A 17,059-nucleotide genomic window follows, 5' to 3' on the forward strand; every position below is an offset into this window, starting at 1 on the left:
GCCCGGATGCCCGCCGATGATCACACCGCTGAGATGATGACGACCTGACCATTGCCGGAACGCGGCCGAGTCACGCCCTGCCGTGCCGTCGGCCGGGCAGTCGGGGGATCACTCGTGAGCGAACAAGAAGCAGTACCCGGGGACGACAAGCTCCCCGAACCGGAACAGTCGAAACTGCCGCTGTCTCCGGACGAGATCGAACGGCACGGCGTCCTGCCGGGCTTCGAAGGGCACTACACGGCGCCGGCCGCCGACAGCACCGCCGATCCGCTGGACCGGCCGCAGTTCCGTCCGCCGCCCGGGTTCATCAAGCCGCCGCAGCCTCCCGCCGGCGCGGGGGACGATCTGAAGATCGCCCCGGGCGTGCTCAAGAAGGCCGCCGGCCAGGCCGACGCCATCCGCGACGCGTTCTACAAGCCGGCCGCCTCGCTGGAGGAACCGGCCCGGAAGGCCGCGCGGGCCCTGGGGACGCTGGAGTCCGCCCTGGCGGTCCAGCTCGCCCACCGGCAGTGGGAGCGGCAGGCCGGCACGGTGACGGCATGGCTCGCCCATATCGCCGAGAGCCTGCGGTCCAGTGACGGCACCTACACCAGGACCGACGTCGCCGTGGGGCTGACGGCGAACCAGGTGCGGATCAGGTCGGCGCTGGAGGACTACTGATGAGCGGCACCTTCTTCGAGGACCTGCTGGCCGCGGACCTGTCGGCCCTGGACGACCTGGCGGACCGGTGGGAGGACATCCACCGCGACATCAAGGGTCTGGGCAAGCGCATGCACGACGAGGTCCTCAGCCCGCTGCGCAACAAGGGCTACTGGGAGGGCGTCGCGGCCCCGTACGCCTGGAGGATGATCGACGACATCCAGCGTCAGCTGGAGGACGCCACGAAGGTGGCGGACGCCGCGCGACGCGTGGTCGAGGACGCGGCGGGCGATCTGAAGTCCGCCCAGAAGGACCTCAAGGACGCCGTCCGGCGGGCCGCGGAGAAGGGCCTCCACATCAACCGGGACGGCACCCTCGCCCGCGACGTCGTCGGCGGCGCCTGCAAGGCCACTCTCACCGAGGAGGAGAGCAAGACCATCGAGACGGCGCAGCAGGAGATGGCGCGGATCCTCGAACGCGGCGTCGCGGCCGATCGCAACCTGGCCTACAGCCTGGCGTCGGACGTCGGCCTCGGGCAGTGGTTCAACGACGACCCGAAGTTCACGGACATCGACTCCACGAAGAGGATCGGGGAGGACGAGTACAGCGCGCTCGGCCTGGCCATGCGGGGAGCGGACCCCTATCCGGCGCACAGTTCGGACGACCCGTACTCGCTCGGCTGGGACTGGGTGTCCGGCGACGGGTCCCGGCACCGCGAGTACCACCAGGGTGACGAGATGACCGAGCTGATCCGGTCCAGCGAAAGCATGAAGCAGCTGCGCCTGGACACGCTCGACCAGTTCCGGGAGAAGGGCCGGCCCGAGGGCGACGTGTCGTACTCGATCTCGTCGGGCGGCAAGCTGGGCGCGCTGAAGAAGCTCGTCACCACAGACATCCCCGCGATCGCCACCGGCGACGAGGACCATCTCGGCGAGGCGTTCACGGGTTCGTACAACCTGCACTACACGGTCAAGGGCGAGGATCCCGACGGCTCCCTGGTCGTCGAGTACCAGCTGCACAACAACACGAGCAACGAGTCGTTCCTGCACTACGTCGGCTACTACGACTGGCTCGAGAAGTTCAACCGCGACAAGGGTGTCTTCTCGTCCGTGGACCAGGAGATCGTCTGGACGGAACGCATTCCGGCGAAGGGGAAGTAGACAGGTGTCCCGAGTTCTCATGACGGGCGGGCGTCCGCGCCTGGTGACGGCCGCCGCCGCGCTGGGCCTGCTGACTCCGCTGGCCGCCTGCTCCTCCGCGTCCACCGCCGTCGAGGCGTGCATGGCCAGGCAGGCCGAGTCCGCCACCTCCGGGGAAGTCGCCGGCACCTACCGGGGAGAGGCGCAGGCCAAGGGCGCGACGATCACTCTCAGGGCGTCGGACAGCGGCACCGGCGGGACGGTCACCGTGCACGACTGGCCGACCGGCGACTGGTACCGGAGCGAACTCGGCGACACCTTCGACGGCTCCGGCACCTGGGACGTGGCGGGCGGTTACGGCGCCGGCGACCCGGGACAGGTCCGTCTCTCCTTCACCGCCCCGGAACTCTTCCTGCGCGGCTACACCGTCGACAGCCTGTCGATCGCCGCGGACTCCGAGCGGACGTACCTCTACGAGGACGACGACCCGGACGTCTGCCCGGCGTTCCGCCTGCGGCGCACCTGACGGCGGGTACGGAGAAGAGCCGGTGAGGGTGCGGCCCCGTCCCTGCGGGCACCCTCACCGGCCGTCCTGTTCCAGGCGCGGTACGTCAGGCGCGTACCAGCTCCTTCTCCTCGCCGACGTCGGCGAGGGTGCGCAGTCCCTCGCCCTCGACGTCCACGTTGGGCAGGGCGCGGTCCAGCCACTTCGGCAGCCACCAGGCCCGCTTGCCGAGGAGGGCGAGGACCGCCGGGACGATGGCCATGCGGACGATGAACGCGTCGAAGAAGACCGCGATCGCGAGGCCGAAGCCGATCATCTTGACCATCGACTCGCTGGATCCGATGAAGCCGGAGAAGACGGCGATCATGATGACGGCGGCGGCGGTGACGACCCGTGCGCCGTGCCGGAAGCCGGTCACCACCGCCTGGCCGGGCTTCTCGCCGTGGACGTACGCCTCCCGCATGCGGGTGACGAGGAAGACCTCGTAGTCCATCGCGAGACCGAAGACGACGCCCACCATGAAGATCGGCATCATCGACATGACCGGGCCGGTCTCCTCGACGTTCATCAGGCCGGACAGCCAGCCCCACTGGAAGACCGCGACGACGGCGCCGAGCGCGGCGAGCACCGACAGCAGGAAGCCGAGGGCCGCCTTCAGCGGGACCAGGACCGAGCGGAAGACCACGATCAGCAGGAGGAAGGCCAGGCCGACCACCAGGGCGAGGTAGGGCAGGAGCGCGTCGTTCAGCTTCTGCGAGACGTCGATGTTCATCGCCGTGGAACCGGTGACCAGCACCTGAGAGTCGGTCTTCGCGGCGATGTCCGCGCCCTTGTCGCGGATGGCGTGCACCAGGTCCTCGGTGGTCGCCGAGGACGGCTTGGAGTCGGGGACCACCGTGATGGTCGCGGTGTCGCCGGCCTTGTTGGGCGCGGCCGGGGTGACCGTGACGACGTCCTTCAGGCCCTTGATCTCCTTGCCGACCTCGTCGAAGGCGGCCTTGGGGTCGGTGCTGCCCTTAGCGTCGACGACGACCATCAGCGGTCCGTTGAAGCCGGGGCCGAAGCCCTCGGAGAGGAGGTCGTAGGCGCGGCGCTGGGTGGTGGAGACGGGCTGGGAGCCGTCGTCGGGCAGCCCCAGTTCCAGGGAGGTGGCCGGGAGGGCCGCCGCGCCGAGGCCGACCACGCCGAGCAGGAGGACGGCGACCGGGCGGCGGACGACGAAGCGGGCCCAGCGGGTGCCCATGTTGGGGCGGTCCGGGTTCTTCGGCGCACGGCCGCCGCCGAGCAGCTTGCTCTTCTGCCCGGCCGGCTTGACCTTGCGGCCCGCGTAGCCGAGCAGTGCCGGGATCATCGTCAGGGCGATGAGCACGGCGATGGCGACCGTGCCCGCCGCGGCGACGCCCATCTTCGTCAGCATCGGGATGTTGACGACGGACAGGCCGACCAGGGCGATGACGACGGTCAGGCCGGCGAAGACCACGGCCGAGCCGGCGGTGCCGACGGCGCGGCCGGCGGCCTCTTCGCGCTCGCGGCCCTCGGCGAGTTCGGCGCGGTAGCGGGAGACGATGAACAGGGCGTAGTCGATGCCGACGGCGAGGCCGATCATCGTCGCCAGGGTGGAGGTGGTGGAGCCCAGGTCCAGGGCGCTGGCGAGCGCGGTGATCGAGGAGACGCCGATGCCGACGCCGATGATCGCGGTCAGCAGCGGCAGCCCGGCGGCGAGCAGGGAGCCGAAGGTGATGACGAGGACGACCGCGGCGATGGCGATGCCGATGACCTCGCTGGAGCCGGTCTCGGGTGTCGCGCTGAGCGCGTCACCGCCGACCTCGACGGTCAGCCCGGCGTCCCGCGCGTCCTGCGCGGCAGCCTTCAGGTCGTCCCGGGTGGAGTCCGCCAGCTCCATGCCGGAGACCTTGTACTTCACCGAGGCGTAGGCGATGGTGCCGTCCTTGCTGACGGCGTGCCCGGTGTAGGGGTCGGCGACGGAGGCGACCTCGGAGCCGCTTCCCAGCTCCTTGACGGTCTTCTTCACGGTCGCCTTGGCGGCGGCGTCCGTCACCTTCCCGCCGCCGGGCGCCTTGAAGACGACGCGGGCGGTGGCGCCGTCGGCGCTCATCCCGGGGAAGCGCTGTTCCAGCAGGTCGAAGGCCTTCTGGGCCTCCGTGCCCGGTATGGAGAAGGACGTGTTGCCGGCCGCCGGCGCGGAGGCGGCGCCCACCCCCGCGAGGGTGAGCAGGGCGACCCAGACGAGGGCGACGAAGTGCCGTCGCCGGAAGGCGAGTCGGCCGAGTTTGTAGAGGAACGTGGCCACGGAGGCGTACTCCCGGTCAGGTCGTGGTTGCAGGGCAGGGGCGATCAGCCCGACGACGTGAGCGGTGACGTCAGGTGGAGGCTGGGTGAGGGGACTGCCAGGTGATCAGTCGGTGGGGACGCCGAGGGCGGGGAGGACCACGGCGTCGATGTACGAGATGAGGAAGGCCTGGGTGGGCGGCTGGTCGTCGAGCAGTGCCCGGGTGGCGAATCCGCCGACCATCATGTGCAGCAGGAAGTCGATCGCCGGGCAGTCCGGGCGGACCTCGCCCCGGTCGATCGCCCGTTGCAGGACCTGCCGGAACCCGCCCATCTCGGGGTCGATGAGCTGCTCCCGGAACGCTTCGCGCAGATCGTCGTTGTGGTGCATCGCCATCGCGACGCCCCGCATCAGCGCGGAGTTGCGCTCCATGGCGCAGTCGTCCTCGAGTGCCGTCAGGGCGTGCAGGTCGCCGCGGAGGGAACCGGTGTCGATGTCCTCGCCGTGGCCGGGTTTGCCGTGCCGCAGGGCCTTGACGACCAGCTGGGCCTTGCCGCCCCACTGGCGGTAGAGCGTGGCCTTGCTGGACCGGGTGCGAGCGGCCACGGCGTCCATGGTGAGGGCGTCGTAGCCGACCTCCCGGAGCAGGTCGAGCACGGCCTCGTACAGCTCGGCCTCGCGCTCGGGCGTGATCCGACTGCGGCGCGTCGCCGCGACAGCCTCGGTCATGCCCGTCACCTTCCCACTCCGGAGCCTTCTTCTTCGTACGTCCAAGAAGATACCCCGTCCGGCAACGAAACGAAACCGTTTCGTACGTGTGCTGGGTCACGAGTGTGAAGGCCCCGTAAGCCCCCGGCGCGCCCCCGCTCCCGCCGGGCCACGAGTTGCTGCGGACGTGGGCCCGGAAAAGCATGGGGAGGTGAGCTATCTGCGCCTTCCCCACCTCAACGGCGACCTGCTGTGCTTCGTGGCCGAGGACGACCTCTGGCTGGCCCGCCTCGACGCCCCGGACCGCGCCTGGCGGCTCACCGCCGACCGCACCAAGTCCGGTCACCCCCGCTTCTCACCGGACGGCCGCCGGATCGCCTACACGACCTGGCGCAGCCTCGTCCCCGAGATCCACCTCGTCGACGTCGACGCCGGCGGCCCCTCGCGCCAGCTGACCTACTGGGGCAGCCCCGACACCCAGGTGTGCGGCTGGACCCCGGAGGGCGACATCCTGGCCGTGGCCTCCCACGGCCAGCCCTTCTCCTACTTCACCTGGGCCTACAAGGTCCCCGTCGAGGGCGACCCGGACGGGCGGCTGCCCTGGGGCCCGGTCACCGACATCCAGGTCGCCGATCTCGACGGCCGGCACAAGACCCTGCTGCTCACCGGCACCCCGCCGCACGAACCGGCCTCCTGGAAGCGGTACCGCGGCGGCGCGACGGGCCGGCTGTGGCTGCACGGGGAGCGCCTCCTGCCGGACATCGGCGGCCATCTGGCCTGCCCCATGTTCGTCGACGGCCGGATCGCCTTCCTCTCCGACCACGAGGGCGTCGGCAACCTCTACTCCTGCGCCCACGACGGCACGGACCTGCGCCGCCACAGCGACCACGACGCCTTCTACGCCCGGCACGCCTCCAGCGACGGCGAACGGGTCGTCTACCAGTGCGCGGGCGACCTGTGGCTGGTGGACGACTTCTCCCCGGACGGCGAACCGCGCCGGCTCGACATCCGGCTCTCGGGACCGCGCACCGGCCGCCGCCCCTACCAGGTGCCGGCGGCGCAGAACGTCGACGGCATCTCGGTGGACGAGACCGGCCGGGCCAGCGCGGTCGTGGTCCGCGGCAGCCTGTACTGGCTCACCCACCGCGACGGCCCGGCCCGCACGATCACCGACACACCCGGCGTCCGGGTCCGGCTGCCGGAGATGCTGGGCTCCGGCCAGGTCGCCTACGTCACCGACGCCGAGGGCGCGGACGCCGTCGAGATCGCCCAGCTCCCCCGCGCCACCGGCGACCGCGCACCCCGCCGGCTGGCCTCCGGCGCCCTCGGGCGCGTGCAGGAGATGGTCTGCGACCCGCTGGGCGAACGGCTGGCCGTCGCCTCCCACGACGGCCGGCTGCTGCTGATCGACGTGACCGGAGGGGACCGGGGGGAGGAAGCGGAGAACGAAGGGGAGGAGAGGCCGGAGGGGGAGCAGCCGGAGGCGGCGGCGGTGAGCGGTGGCGGTGCCGGGACGGTGTCCGAACTGATCCGGTCCGCCAACGGCCCGGTCCGCGACCTCGCCTTCTCCCCGGACGGCTCCTGGCTGACCTGGTCGCATCCCGGCATCGGCCGCTCCCTGCGCCAGATCAAGCTGGCCCGCATCAAGGACCGGCTGATCGTGGACGTCACCAACGGCCGGTTCGAGGACGAGAACCCGGTCTTCACCCGGGACGGCCGCTACCTGGCCTTCCTCTCCTGGCGCGGCTTCGACCCCGTCTACGACGTCCACACCGGCGACCTGTCCTTCCCGCTCGGCTGCCGCCCGTACCTGGTCCCGCTCTCCTCGGCGACCCCCTCCCCCTTCGCCCTCAACCCGGAGGGCCGCCCGGCCGCCGGCGGGCTCGACCCGATGGAGGACGAGGAGACCGGCGAGGCCGGCACGGTGACCGTCGAGGTGGAGGGGCTGGCGAACCGGGTCACACCGTTCCCGGTCGTCGCCTCCAAGTACTCCGCGCTGTACCCGGTCGCGGGCGGCGGCCTGGTGTGGCTGCGCTGGCCGATCTCCGGCGCGCTGGGCGAGACCTTCGTCAACCCGGCCGACATCAGCGGCCGGCCGACCCTGGAGTACTTCAACATCTCCAAGGCGAAGAAGTCCGAACTCGTCGACCACCTGGACTGGTTCGCGGTGAGCGGCGACGGCAGCCGGCTGGTCGTGGTGGACGAGGGCGATCTGCGGGCGGTGCCCTCGAGCGAGGCCGGCGACGGCGACACGACCGTCTGGATCGACCTGCGCCGCATCCTGCACGAGGTGGACCCGCCCGCCGAGTGGCGCCAGGCGTACGACGAGGCGGGGCGCCTGATCCGCGCCTACTTCTGGGACCCGGGCATGTGCGGCATCGACTGGGACGCGGTACTGGACCAGTACCGCCCGCTGCTCCAACGGGTCGCCTCGCCGGACGAGTTCGCCGACCTGCTCCGCGAGGTCCTCGGCGAACTCGGCACCTCGCACGCCTACGTCACCGCCGCCCGCCGCAACGAGGGGCCGGCCCACTACCAGCGCTGGCAGGGGCTCCTCGGCGCCAACCTCGTCCGCCGCGACGGCCACTGGGCGGTCAGGCGCATCCTGCCCGGAGACTCCTCCGACTCCAAGGCCCGCTCGCCGCTGGCTGGCACCGGCATCCGCGAGGGCGCCGTCCTGACCCACGTGGACGGCCGCCCGGTCGACCCGGTCACCGGCCCCTATCCGCTGCTCGCCGGCTCGGGCGGTACGACCGTGGAGCTGACCTTCACCTCCGCCGAGGGCGACTCCGGGCGGGCCCGGCGGGTCGCCGTCGTCCCGCTCGTCGACGAACGCCCCCTGCGCTACCAGGACTGGGTGGCCAAGCGGCGCCAGGTCGTACGGGAGTTGAGCGACGGCCGGTGCGGCTACCTGCACATCCCCGACATGGGCGGCTCCGGCTGGGCCCAGTTCAACCGCGACCTGCGCATGGAGGTGTCCCGGCCCGCGCTCATCGTGGACGTGCGCGGCAACGCCGGCGGGCACATCAGTGAGCTCGTCATCGAGAAGCTGGCCCGCACCATCCTGGGCTGGGACCTGACCCGGGACGCGCAGCCGGTGTCGTACACCTCGAACGCGCCCCGCGGGCCGGTGGTGGCCCTCGCCGACGAGGCGACGTCCTCGGACGGGGACATGATCACCGCCGCCTTCAAACTGCTCGGCCTCGGTCCCGTCGTCGGCCAGCGCACCTGGGGCGGGGTCGTCGGCATGACCGGGCGGCACCGCCTCGGCGACGGCACGGTCATCACGGTCCCGATGAACGCGGCCTGGTTCGACGCCTACGGCTGGTCCGTCGAGAACCACGGTGTCGCCCCCGACCTGGAGGCCCTGCGCACCCCCCTGGACTGGGCGGAGGGCCGCTACCCCGGCCTGGACGACGCGGTCCGGCTGGCCCTGGAACTGCTGGAGTCCGACCCCGCGGCCGTCCCCCCCGACCTCAGCGACGTCCCCAACCGGGCCCGGCCGAAGCTCCCGCCGAGGACGCGCCAGGAATGAGGCCGCGCCGGGAACGGACGGCGCGATACCCGGGACAGACGCAGAGCGCGCCGTGAGGGGGGAGCCGGGACAGACGCAGGGTGCCCTCCACGAGGAAGGGCACCCCACGTCATCCGGCCGAGGCCGGGCGAGCGCAGCGGTTACGCGTCGTAGTCCTGACCGAAGCGGTCTTCCATCTGCTGCTCCGTGTCCTGGATGTCACGGTGGTTCTGGCCGCCCCGCTCGCTCTGCGGCCGGCCCTGGCCCTGACCGTGGCCCTGGCCCTGGCGGTTCGGCTGCTGGCCGCGCTGGCCGGCCTTCTCGCGGGCCTGGTCCATCTTCTCCTTGGCCTGGTTCTGCAGCTGGCTCGACTTGTCCTTCATACCCATGTGGGTTCACTCCCGTGTGAGGGTGGGGGGTTGGCCCCTCGCTGGGGCCTCGACCAGATTCACACGGGCGAACACCGGCTGCATGTCGATCAGTTACGCACCGTAGCGCGGGCCGCCTCGTCGGCCTCCCCACCTGCGCCGACGAGCCCGGAGCTCATCCCTTGCAGCCGGGGCGCGAACCGCTTCATCTCGCGCTGTCCGACCGTCCCGATGAGCGCCGGCAGATAGCCGCGCACCCCCTGCATGCCGCGCAGCCACCACTGTCCGTACACGTGCGCCGAGCGCCGCTCGATCCCGGCGACGAGCCGGTCCACCGCGGGCCCCAGCGGGTACGTCTTGTTCGACGGCCAGGGCAGCCGCTGCCGCAGCTCCCGCATGACGTCGTCCCTGTCGGCGCCGCGCACCATGTCGGTGTCGGTCCAGGACAGGTACCCGACGCCGACGCGCACGCCCTGGTGGCCGACCTCGGCGCGCAGACTGTGCGCGTACGCCTCCACGCCCGACTTGGAGGCGCAGTACGCGGTCATCATCGGCGCGGGGGTGATCGCGGCGAGCGAGGCGATCTGCAGCAGGTAGCCGCGGCTCTCGGCCAGCACCGGCAGGAACGCGCGCGCGGTCACCGCCGACCCGATGAGGTTCACCTCGATCACCCGGCGCCAGGCCCGCGGGTCGGAGTCGACGAAGGGACCGCCGTTCGCCACACCGGCGTTGGCGACCACGATGTCGACCTTCCCGAAGCGTTCCTTCACCTCCCGCGCGACCCGGCCCATGGTCTCGTCGTCGGTGACGTCGGCGTACCAGTAGGCGCTCTCGCTGTGCAGGCGCCCGGAGACCTCCTTGAGCGCCTCCTCCTCCAGCCCGACCAGCGCGACCTTCGCCCCGCGCGCGGACAGCTTGCGCGCCAGCAGTTCACCGACGCCGCGCGCCGCTCCCGTGACGACCGCCACCTGTCCTTCGAGGCTGACCCTGCTCATGCGCCCTCCTTGATCTGCGCTGGGATGGAACCGTGTTCGTGCGCGTCCGCGGGGCCGGCCCCCGTGACGTAGGTCGTGACGAGTTCCCGGATCCGGCCGGTGACCAGCTCGGGAGCCTCGATCGGGGTCATGTGGCCGATACCGGCCAGCTCGGTCAGGCCGACACAGGCCGGCAGCGCGGCGACCAGCGCGCGGGCGTGCACGGGAGGCGTGAGCCGGTCGGAGGCGCCGTGCAGCACCGCGGTGGGCACGTTCAACTCCCGTACGCCGTCGTCCAGGTCGAGCGCCGCGAGTACGGCCCCCCACGCGTGGCGCACGGCACGGGGACAGGCGTGCACGATCCGCGCGCACGCCTCCACCCGGTGCGCGGCCGAACCGGCGCCCATGGTGGCGTACTTGAGGACGCTCTTCGCGACCGGCGTGACCGGCCCGAGGGGGGCGCGCGAGCCGAGCACGCGCGCGGTCAGCCAGGTGCGAACGCGTCCGGCGCGCAACGGCAGCACGCGCGACTGGGCGATCAGCCGTGAACTGCCGGTGCTGCACAGCAGGACGGCGGCGGCGTGTTCCCGGAAGCGGGGGCGCCCGGACGCCGCCATGACCGTCATGCCGCCCATGGAGTGGCCGGCGACCAGCGCCTTCTCCCCGGGTGCCAGCGTCTGCGCGAGCACCGCTTCGAGATCGTCCGCCAGCGCGTCGGTCGTGCACGCGTGGCTCGCGGGGCTGCGTCCGTGGCCCCTCTGATCGTAGGCGATCACCCGGTGGTCCGCCGCCAGGTCACGTATCTGCGCCGCCCAGAACGCGGTCGAGCAGGTCCAGCCGTGGGAGAGGACGACGGGCGGCGCGTCCGCCCGCCCGTGCACCTCCACGTGCAGCCGGGCGCCGTCGGCGGAGACGACGGTGAGCGTGCGGGCGGGGACGGGCGGGGCGTACGGGCCGGAGGTGACGGAGGCGGTGCGGGCAGCCGGGACGCCCGGGGCGCGGCGGCTCATGCGGTGGCCTCGCTCCGCCCGCGCGCCCCAGCAGCCTGCGCGTCCTCGGTACCGGGCGCGTCCTCGGCACCCGGCGCGGACTCGGCGTCCTGTCCCGCCGCCGGCCTGCGGACGACCTCGTACTCCGCGAGGTCCACCCGCCGGGTGGCGGTGCGGAACTCGGTCGTCGTACCGGGCCAGATGGTGGTGTTGCGGCCGCTCGCGTCCAGGTACCAGCTGGTGCAGCCGCCGGTGTTCCACACGGTCCGCTCCATGCGTTCCTGGACCTTGCGGTTCCAGGACTCGACGGCGGCGGGCCGGGCGTCGAGGGCGGTACGGCCGCCACGGCCGCCGAGGACGTCCAGCTGGCGCAGGTAGTCGGCCATGTAGTTCAGCTGGGACTCGATCATCAGGATCATGGAGGAGTTCCCGAGGCCGGTGTTGGGCCCGATGATGGTCATCCAGTTCGGGAACCCGGCGGCCGCGGCACCGCGCAGCGCCTGCATGCCGTTCTTCCAGGACTCGGCGAGCGTGACGCCCGCCGCGCCGACCACGCGCTCGGCGATCGGCATGTCGGTGACGTGGAAGCCCGTCCCGAAGACGATCGCGTCGACCTCGGCCTCGGTGCCGTCGGCGGCGACGGCCGTGGACCCGCGGATCTCGCTGAGCCCGCCGGCGACGACGTCGACGTTCGGCTTGGCCAGCGCCGGATAGTACGCGCTGGACAGCAGGATGCGCTTGCAGCCGATGCGGTAGTCGGGGGTGAGCTTGGCGCGCAGGGCGGGGTCCTTCACGGCGCGGGCCATGTTGCGCTTGGCGAGCTTCTCCACCAGGCCGAGTTCGTCGGGGCGCTTGGTGAACGCCTGCACCTGCAACTCGCGGATGCCCCACAGCAGTCCGCGCCGGGCCTGGGCGGTGAGGGGCAGCCGCCGGTGCAGCCAGCGCTCGGCGCCGCTGATGGCGCGGTCGACGCGGGGCATCACCCAGGGCGGGGTGCGCTGGAAGAGGGTGAGCCGGCCGACCTCCGGCTGGATGGCGGGCACGATCTGGATCGCGGAGGCGCCGGTGCCGACCATGGCGACCCGCTTGCCGCGCAGGTCGTAGTCGTGGTCCCAGCGGGCGGAGTGGAACACCTTGCCCGGGAACGACTCCAGCCCCGGGATGTCGGGGATCTTCGGGTCGGACAGTGGTCCGGTGGCGGAGACGACGACGTCGGCGCTGAGCGAGCCGCGCGTGGTCTCGATGTTCCACCGCAGCTTGTCGTCGTCCCAGGTCATCAGCTTGACCTCGGAATCGAGGCGGATGTGCGGGCGCAGTCCGAACAGGTCGGTGACGTGCTCCAGGTAGGCGCGGATGTGCCGCTGCCCGGAGAAGGTGCGCGGCCAGTCCGGGTTGGGCGCGAAGGAGAAGGAGTAGAGGTGCGAGGGCACGTCACAGGCGCACCCGGGGTAACTGTTGTCCCGCCAGGTGCCCCCGACGCTGTCGGCCCGCTCCAGGACGACGAAGTCGGTGATCCCCTCGCGGCGCAGCCGCACGGCGGCCCCCAGTCCGCCGAACCCGGACCCGATCACCGCCACCCGTACATGCTCGTGCTCGGCCATCCCGAAGCCTCCACGCATCACCTAGGAACCCTGCCAGTGAACACTGGCGCAATGGGACTGTAGAGCAGCTCCGTACCGATCGGTAGGGGGCGCGGGAAAGAAAGTTACCGGCGGTACGCCATAGGCTGCGGGCGTGGCAGAGGACGCAGAACACCCGGAGAGCCGCCCGGAGCCGGCACCCACCGGCGCCCCGCGCGAGTACCGCATGGAAGAACTGGCCCGGCTGGCCGGCATCACCGTGCGCACGCTGCGCTTCTACCGCGAACGCAAACTGCTCCCGCCGCCCCGCCGCGAGGGCCGCATAGCCTGGTACGACGACCATCACCTCGCCCGGCTGCGCACCATCGCGGCCCTGCTGGAGCGCGGCCACACCCTGAACGGCATCGCGGAGCTGGCGGAGGCGTTCGACCACGGCCGGGACGTCGCCGACCTGCTCGGCGTCGGCACCCCCACCGAGGAGGAGCCGGTCCGCCTCACCCCCGAGGAGCTCGCCGCCCGCTTCGAGGGCGAGGTCACGCCCGAGAACCTCGCCGCCGCCATGGAACTGGGCTACATCGGCACCGACGGCGACGAGATCGTCCACATCAGCCGGAGCCTGCTGGACGTCTCCTCGGCACTGGTCCGCGAGGGCATCCCGCTCGCCGAGGTGCTGACGGCCGCCACCCGCGTCCGCGAGCACGCCGAAGCCCTGGCCGCGCTCTTCTCCGACGTGATCCTGCGCCACGCGCCCGAGGACGACCTCCACCGCCTGCGGCCGCTGGCCCGGAGCGTGGTGGAGGCGGAGCTGTCCCTGGCCCTGGACCGCAGGCTGCAGAAGGGCGGCCGGCGGGGCGAGCGCGACTAGCGGGCCCGCTTCAGCGTGATCTTCCCGGCCTTCTTGGTGATCAGCGCGCCGCCGACGCTCATGGAGACGAGCAGGTTGTACTTTCCGGCCGGAAGGTCCGAGACGTCGATTCCACCGGCCGGCGAGGCGAAGTACCCGAAGTCGTAGTTCCCGAGGTCCGCCTGCTGCTTGTGCGGCCGGACCGCCTCGGGATTCTTCCGGGCGCCGAGAGCGAAGGAGTACGTCTCGGACTTCCCCTCCAGGACGAGGTAGTAGAAAGCGTGCGTGTCCCGGTCCGCGTTCCGGCCGGGCAGGAAGAGAACGCCCTCCGCGTGAATCCTCCGTCCGTTCTCCTCGGCCTTCACGACGGAGAAGCACACGCCCGGGGAATCCACCCCGACAATGCTCCTCTTGACCAGCTTCAGTCCGCCCTTTCCGCCCCGGAACAGCAGTTCCGCATCACCGCAGACCTGCCTGCGGTCCACCGCGGCCTGCGAGACCAGCCGGGTCCGCCGCTCGATCCCCTCGGCCTCCGCGGCGACGGCGACCGACACGTCGTACGTCCCCTGCGGGAGTTCGGCGAACGTCAGCCCGCCCCGTGAGGCGAAACCGCCCCTGGCGTACTCGCAGAAGTACTCGTCGAAATAGTCCCGGTAGAGCCTGATCTCACCGGTCGTCTCCAGCGGGTACGTCCAGTGCCGGCCGTCCTTCTCCACGACCAGCCGCTTGGTCTCCTCGCTCGGCCCCCCGGGCGCCTGGCCCGGCAGGAAGGCGCGCCCCTTGAGCTCCAGCGCGCCGTCCGTGAACACGGCACGGGTCAGCACGGCCAGGGCCGTGTCCTGGCGGCGCAGCTCGGCGAGGTACTCGGCGGCGGCCTGCGGGTCCTCGGGCTCGGAGCCGACCCTGACGTCCCCCCAGCGGGGCGCGACGCCCTCCGTCACGGCGTACACGATGCTCAGGATCGACGGCAGCGCCTGGCGCACCACTTCGTCGTGCCGCCGTACCGTCGGCGATTCCACGAACAGGAAGTTGAAGTTGTCGTACGCCCGCAGCGCGGGGAGGCAGTGCACGACCTCCTGCTCGTACTGGTAGTCGCCCGGCGAGGAGACCAGGTATATGTTCCGCTTCAGGTCCGTGTCCCCGGCGATGACGTCCTTCAGCACGGCGTCCATGACGGCCACGTTCTCGTCGGACTGGCCCTCGCCGAGCACCGCGTCCCCGAGCTGGGCGTGCCCCTTGGAATAACTCCCCATGAAGTACTGGGGCGTCGAGGCCACGATGTTCTTGTAGTCGTACTTCAGGCCGTAGTAGAGCGCCGCGCTGCCGCCCTTCGAGGCGCCCAGCAGGGTCACCTCGTCACGGGTCACCCGCAGGCGGCGCATGAAGTCCTGTATCAGGGCCTGAATGGAGTCCGAGACACTGAAGTCCATATCGCGCGCCACGTAGTAGGAGGCGGCGCCGTCGAAGTGGTCACGTATCCTGAGGACGTTGCACTTCACGCTGTCCAGCGCGTTGCCGAATCCGTACTTGCTGCCCACGGACGAAAAGACCACCAGCAGATGCCGGTGGTCGCCCTGGGCCGGACGGAACTGGAATTCCACCGGCCATTTCCCGTGCACCTCCACGCTTTCCTTGTAGGCGCGGGCCATCCGCGCCGTGTAGTTGGGGGACAGCGCAGGCACGGGATTGTTCATGATCGCGTGAGGACTCTCTGACCGGGGGCGTACACGGGGGGCGTGCTACGGCGGAGTATACGGAGTGGCCATCACCGGTTAATTGCCCGTTCGCACAGGCTCCGGCAGGGCCGCCACCGCGCTCCACGCGGCGCCCGCCGGGCTCCGGCCCGCCCCCGGCACGCCGTCCGTTCCGGCCGTCAGCGGTCGTACACGGCCGTCACCGGCGCATGGTCGCTCCACCGCTCGGCATGACTCGCGGCCCGCTCCACGTACGCCTTCACGCAGCGCTCCGCCAGCCCCGGCGTGGCCACGTGCAGGTCGATGCGCCAGCCGCTGTCGTTGTCGAAGGCCCGGCCGCGGTAGGACCACCACGTGTACGGCCCCTCCACCTCGGGATGGCGCGCCCGCACGACGTCGACGTAACCCCCGTCCTGGGCGTCCAACACCTGGCCGAGCCAGGCGCGCTCCTCCGGCAGGAAGCCGGAGTTCCTGGTGTTGCCGCGCCAGTTCTTCAGGTCGGCGGGCTGGTGGGCGATGTTCCAGTCGCCGCAGACCAGCACCTGCCGGCCCGCGGCGGCCGCCCGCTCGCGAAGCTCCTTCAGGTGGGCGAGGAACTCGCCCATGAAGCGGACCTTCTCGTCCTGGCGCTCGGTTCCGACCTCGCCGGAGGGCAGGTAGAGGGAGGCGACCGTCACACCCGGCAGGTCGGCCTCGACGTACCGGCCGCTGCCGTCGAACTCGGCCGACCCGAAGCCGACGCGCACCGCGTCGGGCTCCCGGCGCGTGTACAGGGAGACGCCCGCGCGGCCCTTGGCCGCGGCGGGCGCGTGCACGACGTGCCAGCCCTCGGGGCCGCGGACGTGCTCGGGCAGCTGCTGCGGCTCCGCCCGCACCTCCTGCAGGCACACCACGTCGGCGGAGGTGGCGGCGAGCCACTCGACGAAGCCCTTCTTCGCGGCGGCGCGCAGCCCGTTCACATTCACAGAGGTCACAGTGAGCACGCGGGCACGATACCGGCACACTGGACCTGGTCCAGAATTCGATCGATGAGAACGCACGAGAACGACGAGGAACCCGCGTACCTACGATGACCGCCATGAACTTCCGCCCCGTCCCCTTCGACCACCCGGACGCCGTCAAGCTCAACGACGAGGTCCAGGCCGAGTACCACCTGCGCTACGGCGACGGGGGTGACGCCACGGCCCTGGCCGCCGCCGACTTCGCCCCGCCCCGCGGCGTGTACCTGATCGCGTACGACGAGCAGGACCGCCCGGTGGCCACCGGCGGCTGGCGCAGCCAGGACGACAACGGCGAGGGCAACGAGGACGGCGACGCCGAGCTGAAGCGCATGTACGTCGTCGAGGGGATGCGCGGCCGGGGTCTGGCGCGCCGCATGCTCGCCGCCCTGGAGGAGGACGCCCGCCGGGCCGGCCGGGTCCGCATGGTCCTGGAGACGGGCACCAGGCAGCCGGAGGCCATCGCCCTGTACGTCTCCAGCGGCTACGTGCCCTGCGGGAAGTTCGGTTACTACCGCGAGTACGAGGAGAGCCGCTGCTTCGCCAAGCGGCTCTGAGGCCGGCACCGGCCTGCGCTCCGGCGCGCCCCTGTCGTCGGCTTCGGCGGGGGCGTGCCCGCGCCCGCGGATCACGCTGCGCAAGCGCGGAAGCGGTTGCGGTACTTCCCTGCCGTACAACGTGTCAGAGCCCCGGTCGGTAATCACCGACCGGGGCTCTGAGCTGCGTGGACCTGAGGGGATTTGAACCCCTGGCCCCCTCGATGCGAACGAGGTGCGCTACCGGACTGCGCCACAGGCCCTTGCAACGAGTGAAACTC

The 17,059-nt window shown here is 71.5% G+C and carries 14 protein-coding genes and 1 tRNA gene; 6 read left to right on the forward strand and 9 right to left on the reverse strand.

Features of this window, described 5'->3' with window-relative positions; genetic code table 11:
- Positions 1-114: 114 nt before the first annotated feature.
- From GT045_RS19085 to GT045_RS19095, 3 genes are read left to right on the forward strand one after another with little or no spacing between them, the layout of a single operon-like run.
- Positions 115-660 carry a hypothetical protein gene (locus GT045_RS19085; RefSeq protein ID WP_161333935.1) on the forward strand — a complete coding sequence of 182 codons (546 nt, stop codon included), beginning with the start codon at positions 115-117 and terminating at the stop codon, positions 658-660.
- On the forward strand, positions 660-1,799 hold the full coding sequence (locus GT045_RS19090) for a hypothetical protein (protein ID WP_161333934.1): 1,140 nt from the start codon (positions 660-662) through the stop codon (positions 1,797-1,799). Before GT045_RS19085 ends, GT045_RS19090 begins: the two co-directional genes overlap by 1 nt.
- Before the next feature lie 4 nt (positions 1,800-1,803).
- Positions 1,804-2,304: a hypothetical protein gene (locus tag GT045_RS19095; RefSeq protein ID WP_161333933.1), complete on the forward strand. Its 501-nt coding sequence runs from the start codon at positions 1,804-1,806 to the stop codon at positions 2,302-2,304.
- Between the two features lie 85 nt (positions 2,305-2,389).
- On the opposite strand, the gene GT045_RS19100 is transcribed toward GT045_RS19095, so the two are convergent.
- Both GT045_RS19100 and GT045_RS19105 read right to left on the reverse strand, forming a co-directional pair.
- Entirely contained in the window at positions 2,390-4,594 is a 2,205-nt protein-coding gene (locus GT045_RS19100; protein ID WP_161297156.1) for an MMPL family transporter, read from the reverse strand.
- A gap of 105 nt (positions 4,595-4,699) precedes the next feature.
- Positions 4,700-5,302 (reverse strand): TetR/AcrR family transcriptional regulator, encoded by a 603-nt coding sequence (locus GT045_RS19105; RefSeq protein WP_161297158.1) that lies wholly within the window; start codon positions 5,300-5,302, stop codon positions 4,700-4,702.
- Between the two features lie 190 nt (positions 5,303-5,492).
- Here GT045_RS19105 and GT045_RS19110 point away from each other — a divergent pair, with 190 nt between their 5' ends.
- Entirely contained in the window at positions 5,493-8,816 is a 3,324-nt protein-coding gene (locus GT045_RS19110; RefSeq protein WP_161334889.1) for a S41 family peptidase, read from the forward strand.
- 140 nt (positions 8,817-8,956) lie between these two features.
- On the opposite strand, the gene GT045_RS19115 is transcribed toward GT045_RS19110, so the two are convergent.
- The 4 genes from GT045_RS19115 to GT045_RS19130 all read right to left on the reverse strand — a co-directional run bounded on the left by GT045_RS19115 (position 8,957) and on the right by GT045_RS19130 (position 12,727).
- Positions 8,957-9,184: a hypothetical protein gene (locus tag GT045_RS19115; protein WP_161334890.1), complete on the reverse strand. Its 228-nt coding sequence runs from the start codon at positions 9,182-9,184 to the stop codon at positions 8,957-8,959.
- A gap of 89 nt (positions 9,185-9,273) precedes the next feature.
- On the reverse strand, positions 9,274-10,158 hold the full coding sequence (locus GT045_RS19120) for an SDR family oxidoreductase (protein ID WP_161334891.1): 885 nt from the start codon (positions 10,156-10,158) through the stop codon (positions 9,274-9,276).
- On the reverse strand, positions 10,155-11,147 hold the full coding sequence (locus GT045_RS19125; RefSeq protein ID WP_161297166.1) for an alpha/beta hydrolase: 993 nt from the start codon (positions 11,145-11,147) through the stop codon (positions 10,155-10,157). The genes GT045_RS19120 and GT045_RS19125 overlap by 4 nt, the downstream gene beginning before the upstream one ends.
- Positions 11,144-12,727: an NAD(P)/FAD-dependent oxidoreductase gene (locus GT045_RS19130; protein ID WP_161334892.1), complete on the reverse strand. Its 1,584-nt coding sequence runs from the start codon at positions 12,725-12,727 to the stop codon at positions 11,144-11,146. The genes GT045_RS19125 and GT045_RS19130 overlap by 4 nt, the downstream gene beginning before the upstream one ends.
- 205 nt (positions 12,728-12,932) lie before the next feature.
- Between GT045_RS19130 and GT045_RS19135 the strand changes: the two genes are divergently transcribed.
- Positions 12,933-13,571, forward strand: coding sequence for a MerR family transcriptional regulator (locus GT045_RS19135; protein ID WP_161334918.1), 639 nt, complete (start codon positions 12,933-12,935; stop codon positions 13,569-13,571).
- Here GT045_RS19135 and GT045_RS19140 read toward each other — a convergent pair.
- Complete coding sequence (locus GT045_RS19140) at positions 13,568-15,244, reverse strand: hypothetical protein (protein ID WP_161334893.1); 1,677 nt, start codon at positions 15,242-15,244, stop codon at positions 13,568-13,570. The two genes, GT045_RS19135 and GT045_RS19140, sit on opposite strands and share 4 nt — an antisense overlap.
- A 179-nt stretch (positions 15,245-15,423) precedes the next feature.
- Positions 15,424-16,227, reverse strand: coding sequence for an exodeoxyribonuclease III (locus GT045_RS19145; protein WP_161334894.1), 804 nt, complete (start codon positions 16,225-16,227; stop codon positions 15,424-15,426).
- A gap of 95 nt (positions 16,228-16,322) precedes the next feature.
- Between GT045_RS19145 and GT045_RS19150 the strand changes: the two genes are divergently transcribed.
- On the forward strand, positions 16,323-16,799 hold the full coding sequence (locus tag GT045_RS19150) for a GNAT family N-acetyltransferase (RefSeq protein WP_202528462.1): 477 nt from the start codon (positions 16,323-16,325) through the stop codon (positions 16,797-16,799).
- Between the two features lie 168 nt (positions 16,800-16,967).
- Here the strand turns inward: GT045_RS19150 and GT045_RS19155 are convergent.
- Positions 16,968-17,041, reverse strand: a tRNA-Ala gene (locus GT045_RS19155).
- Between the last annotated feature and the right edge of the window lie 18 nt (positions 17,042-17,059).

The sequence above is a fragment of the Streptomyces sp. SID486 genome, assembly GCF_009865385.1.
In the GTDB taxonomy this organism is placed as follows: domain Bacteria; phylum Actinomycetota; class Actinomycetes; order Streptomycetales; family Streptomycetaceae; genus Streptomyces.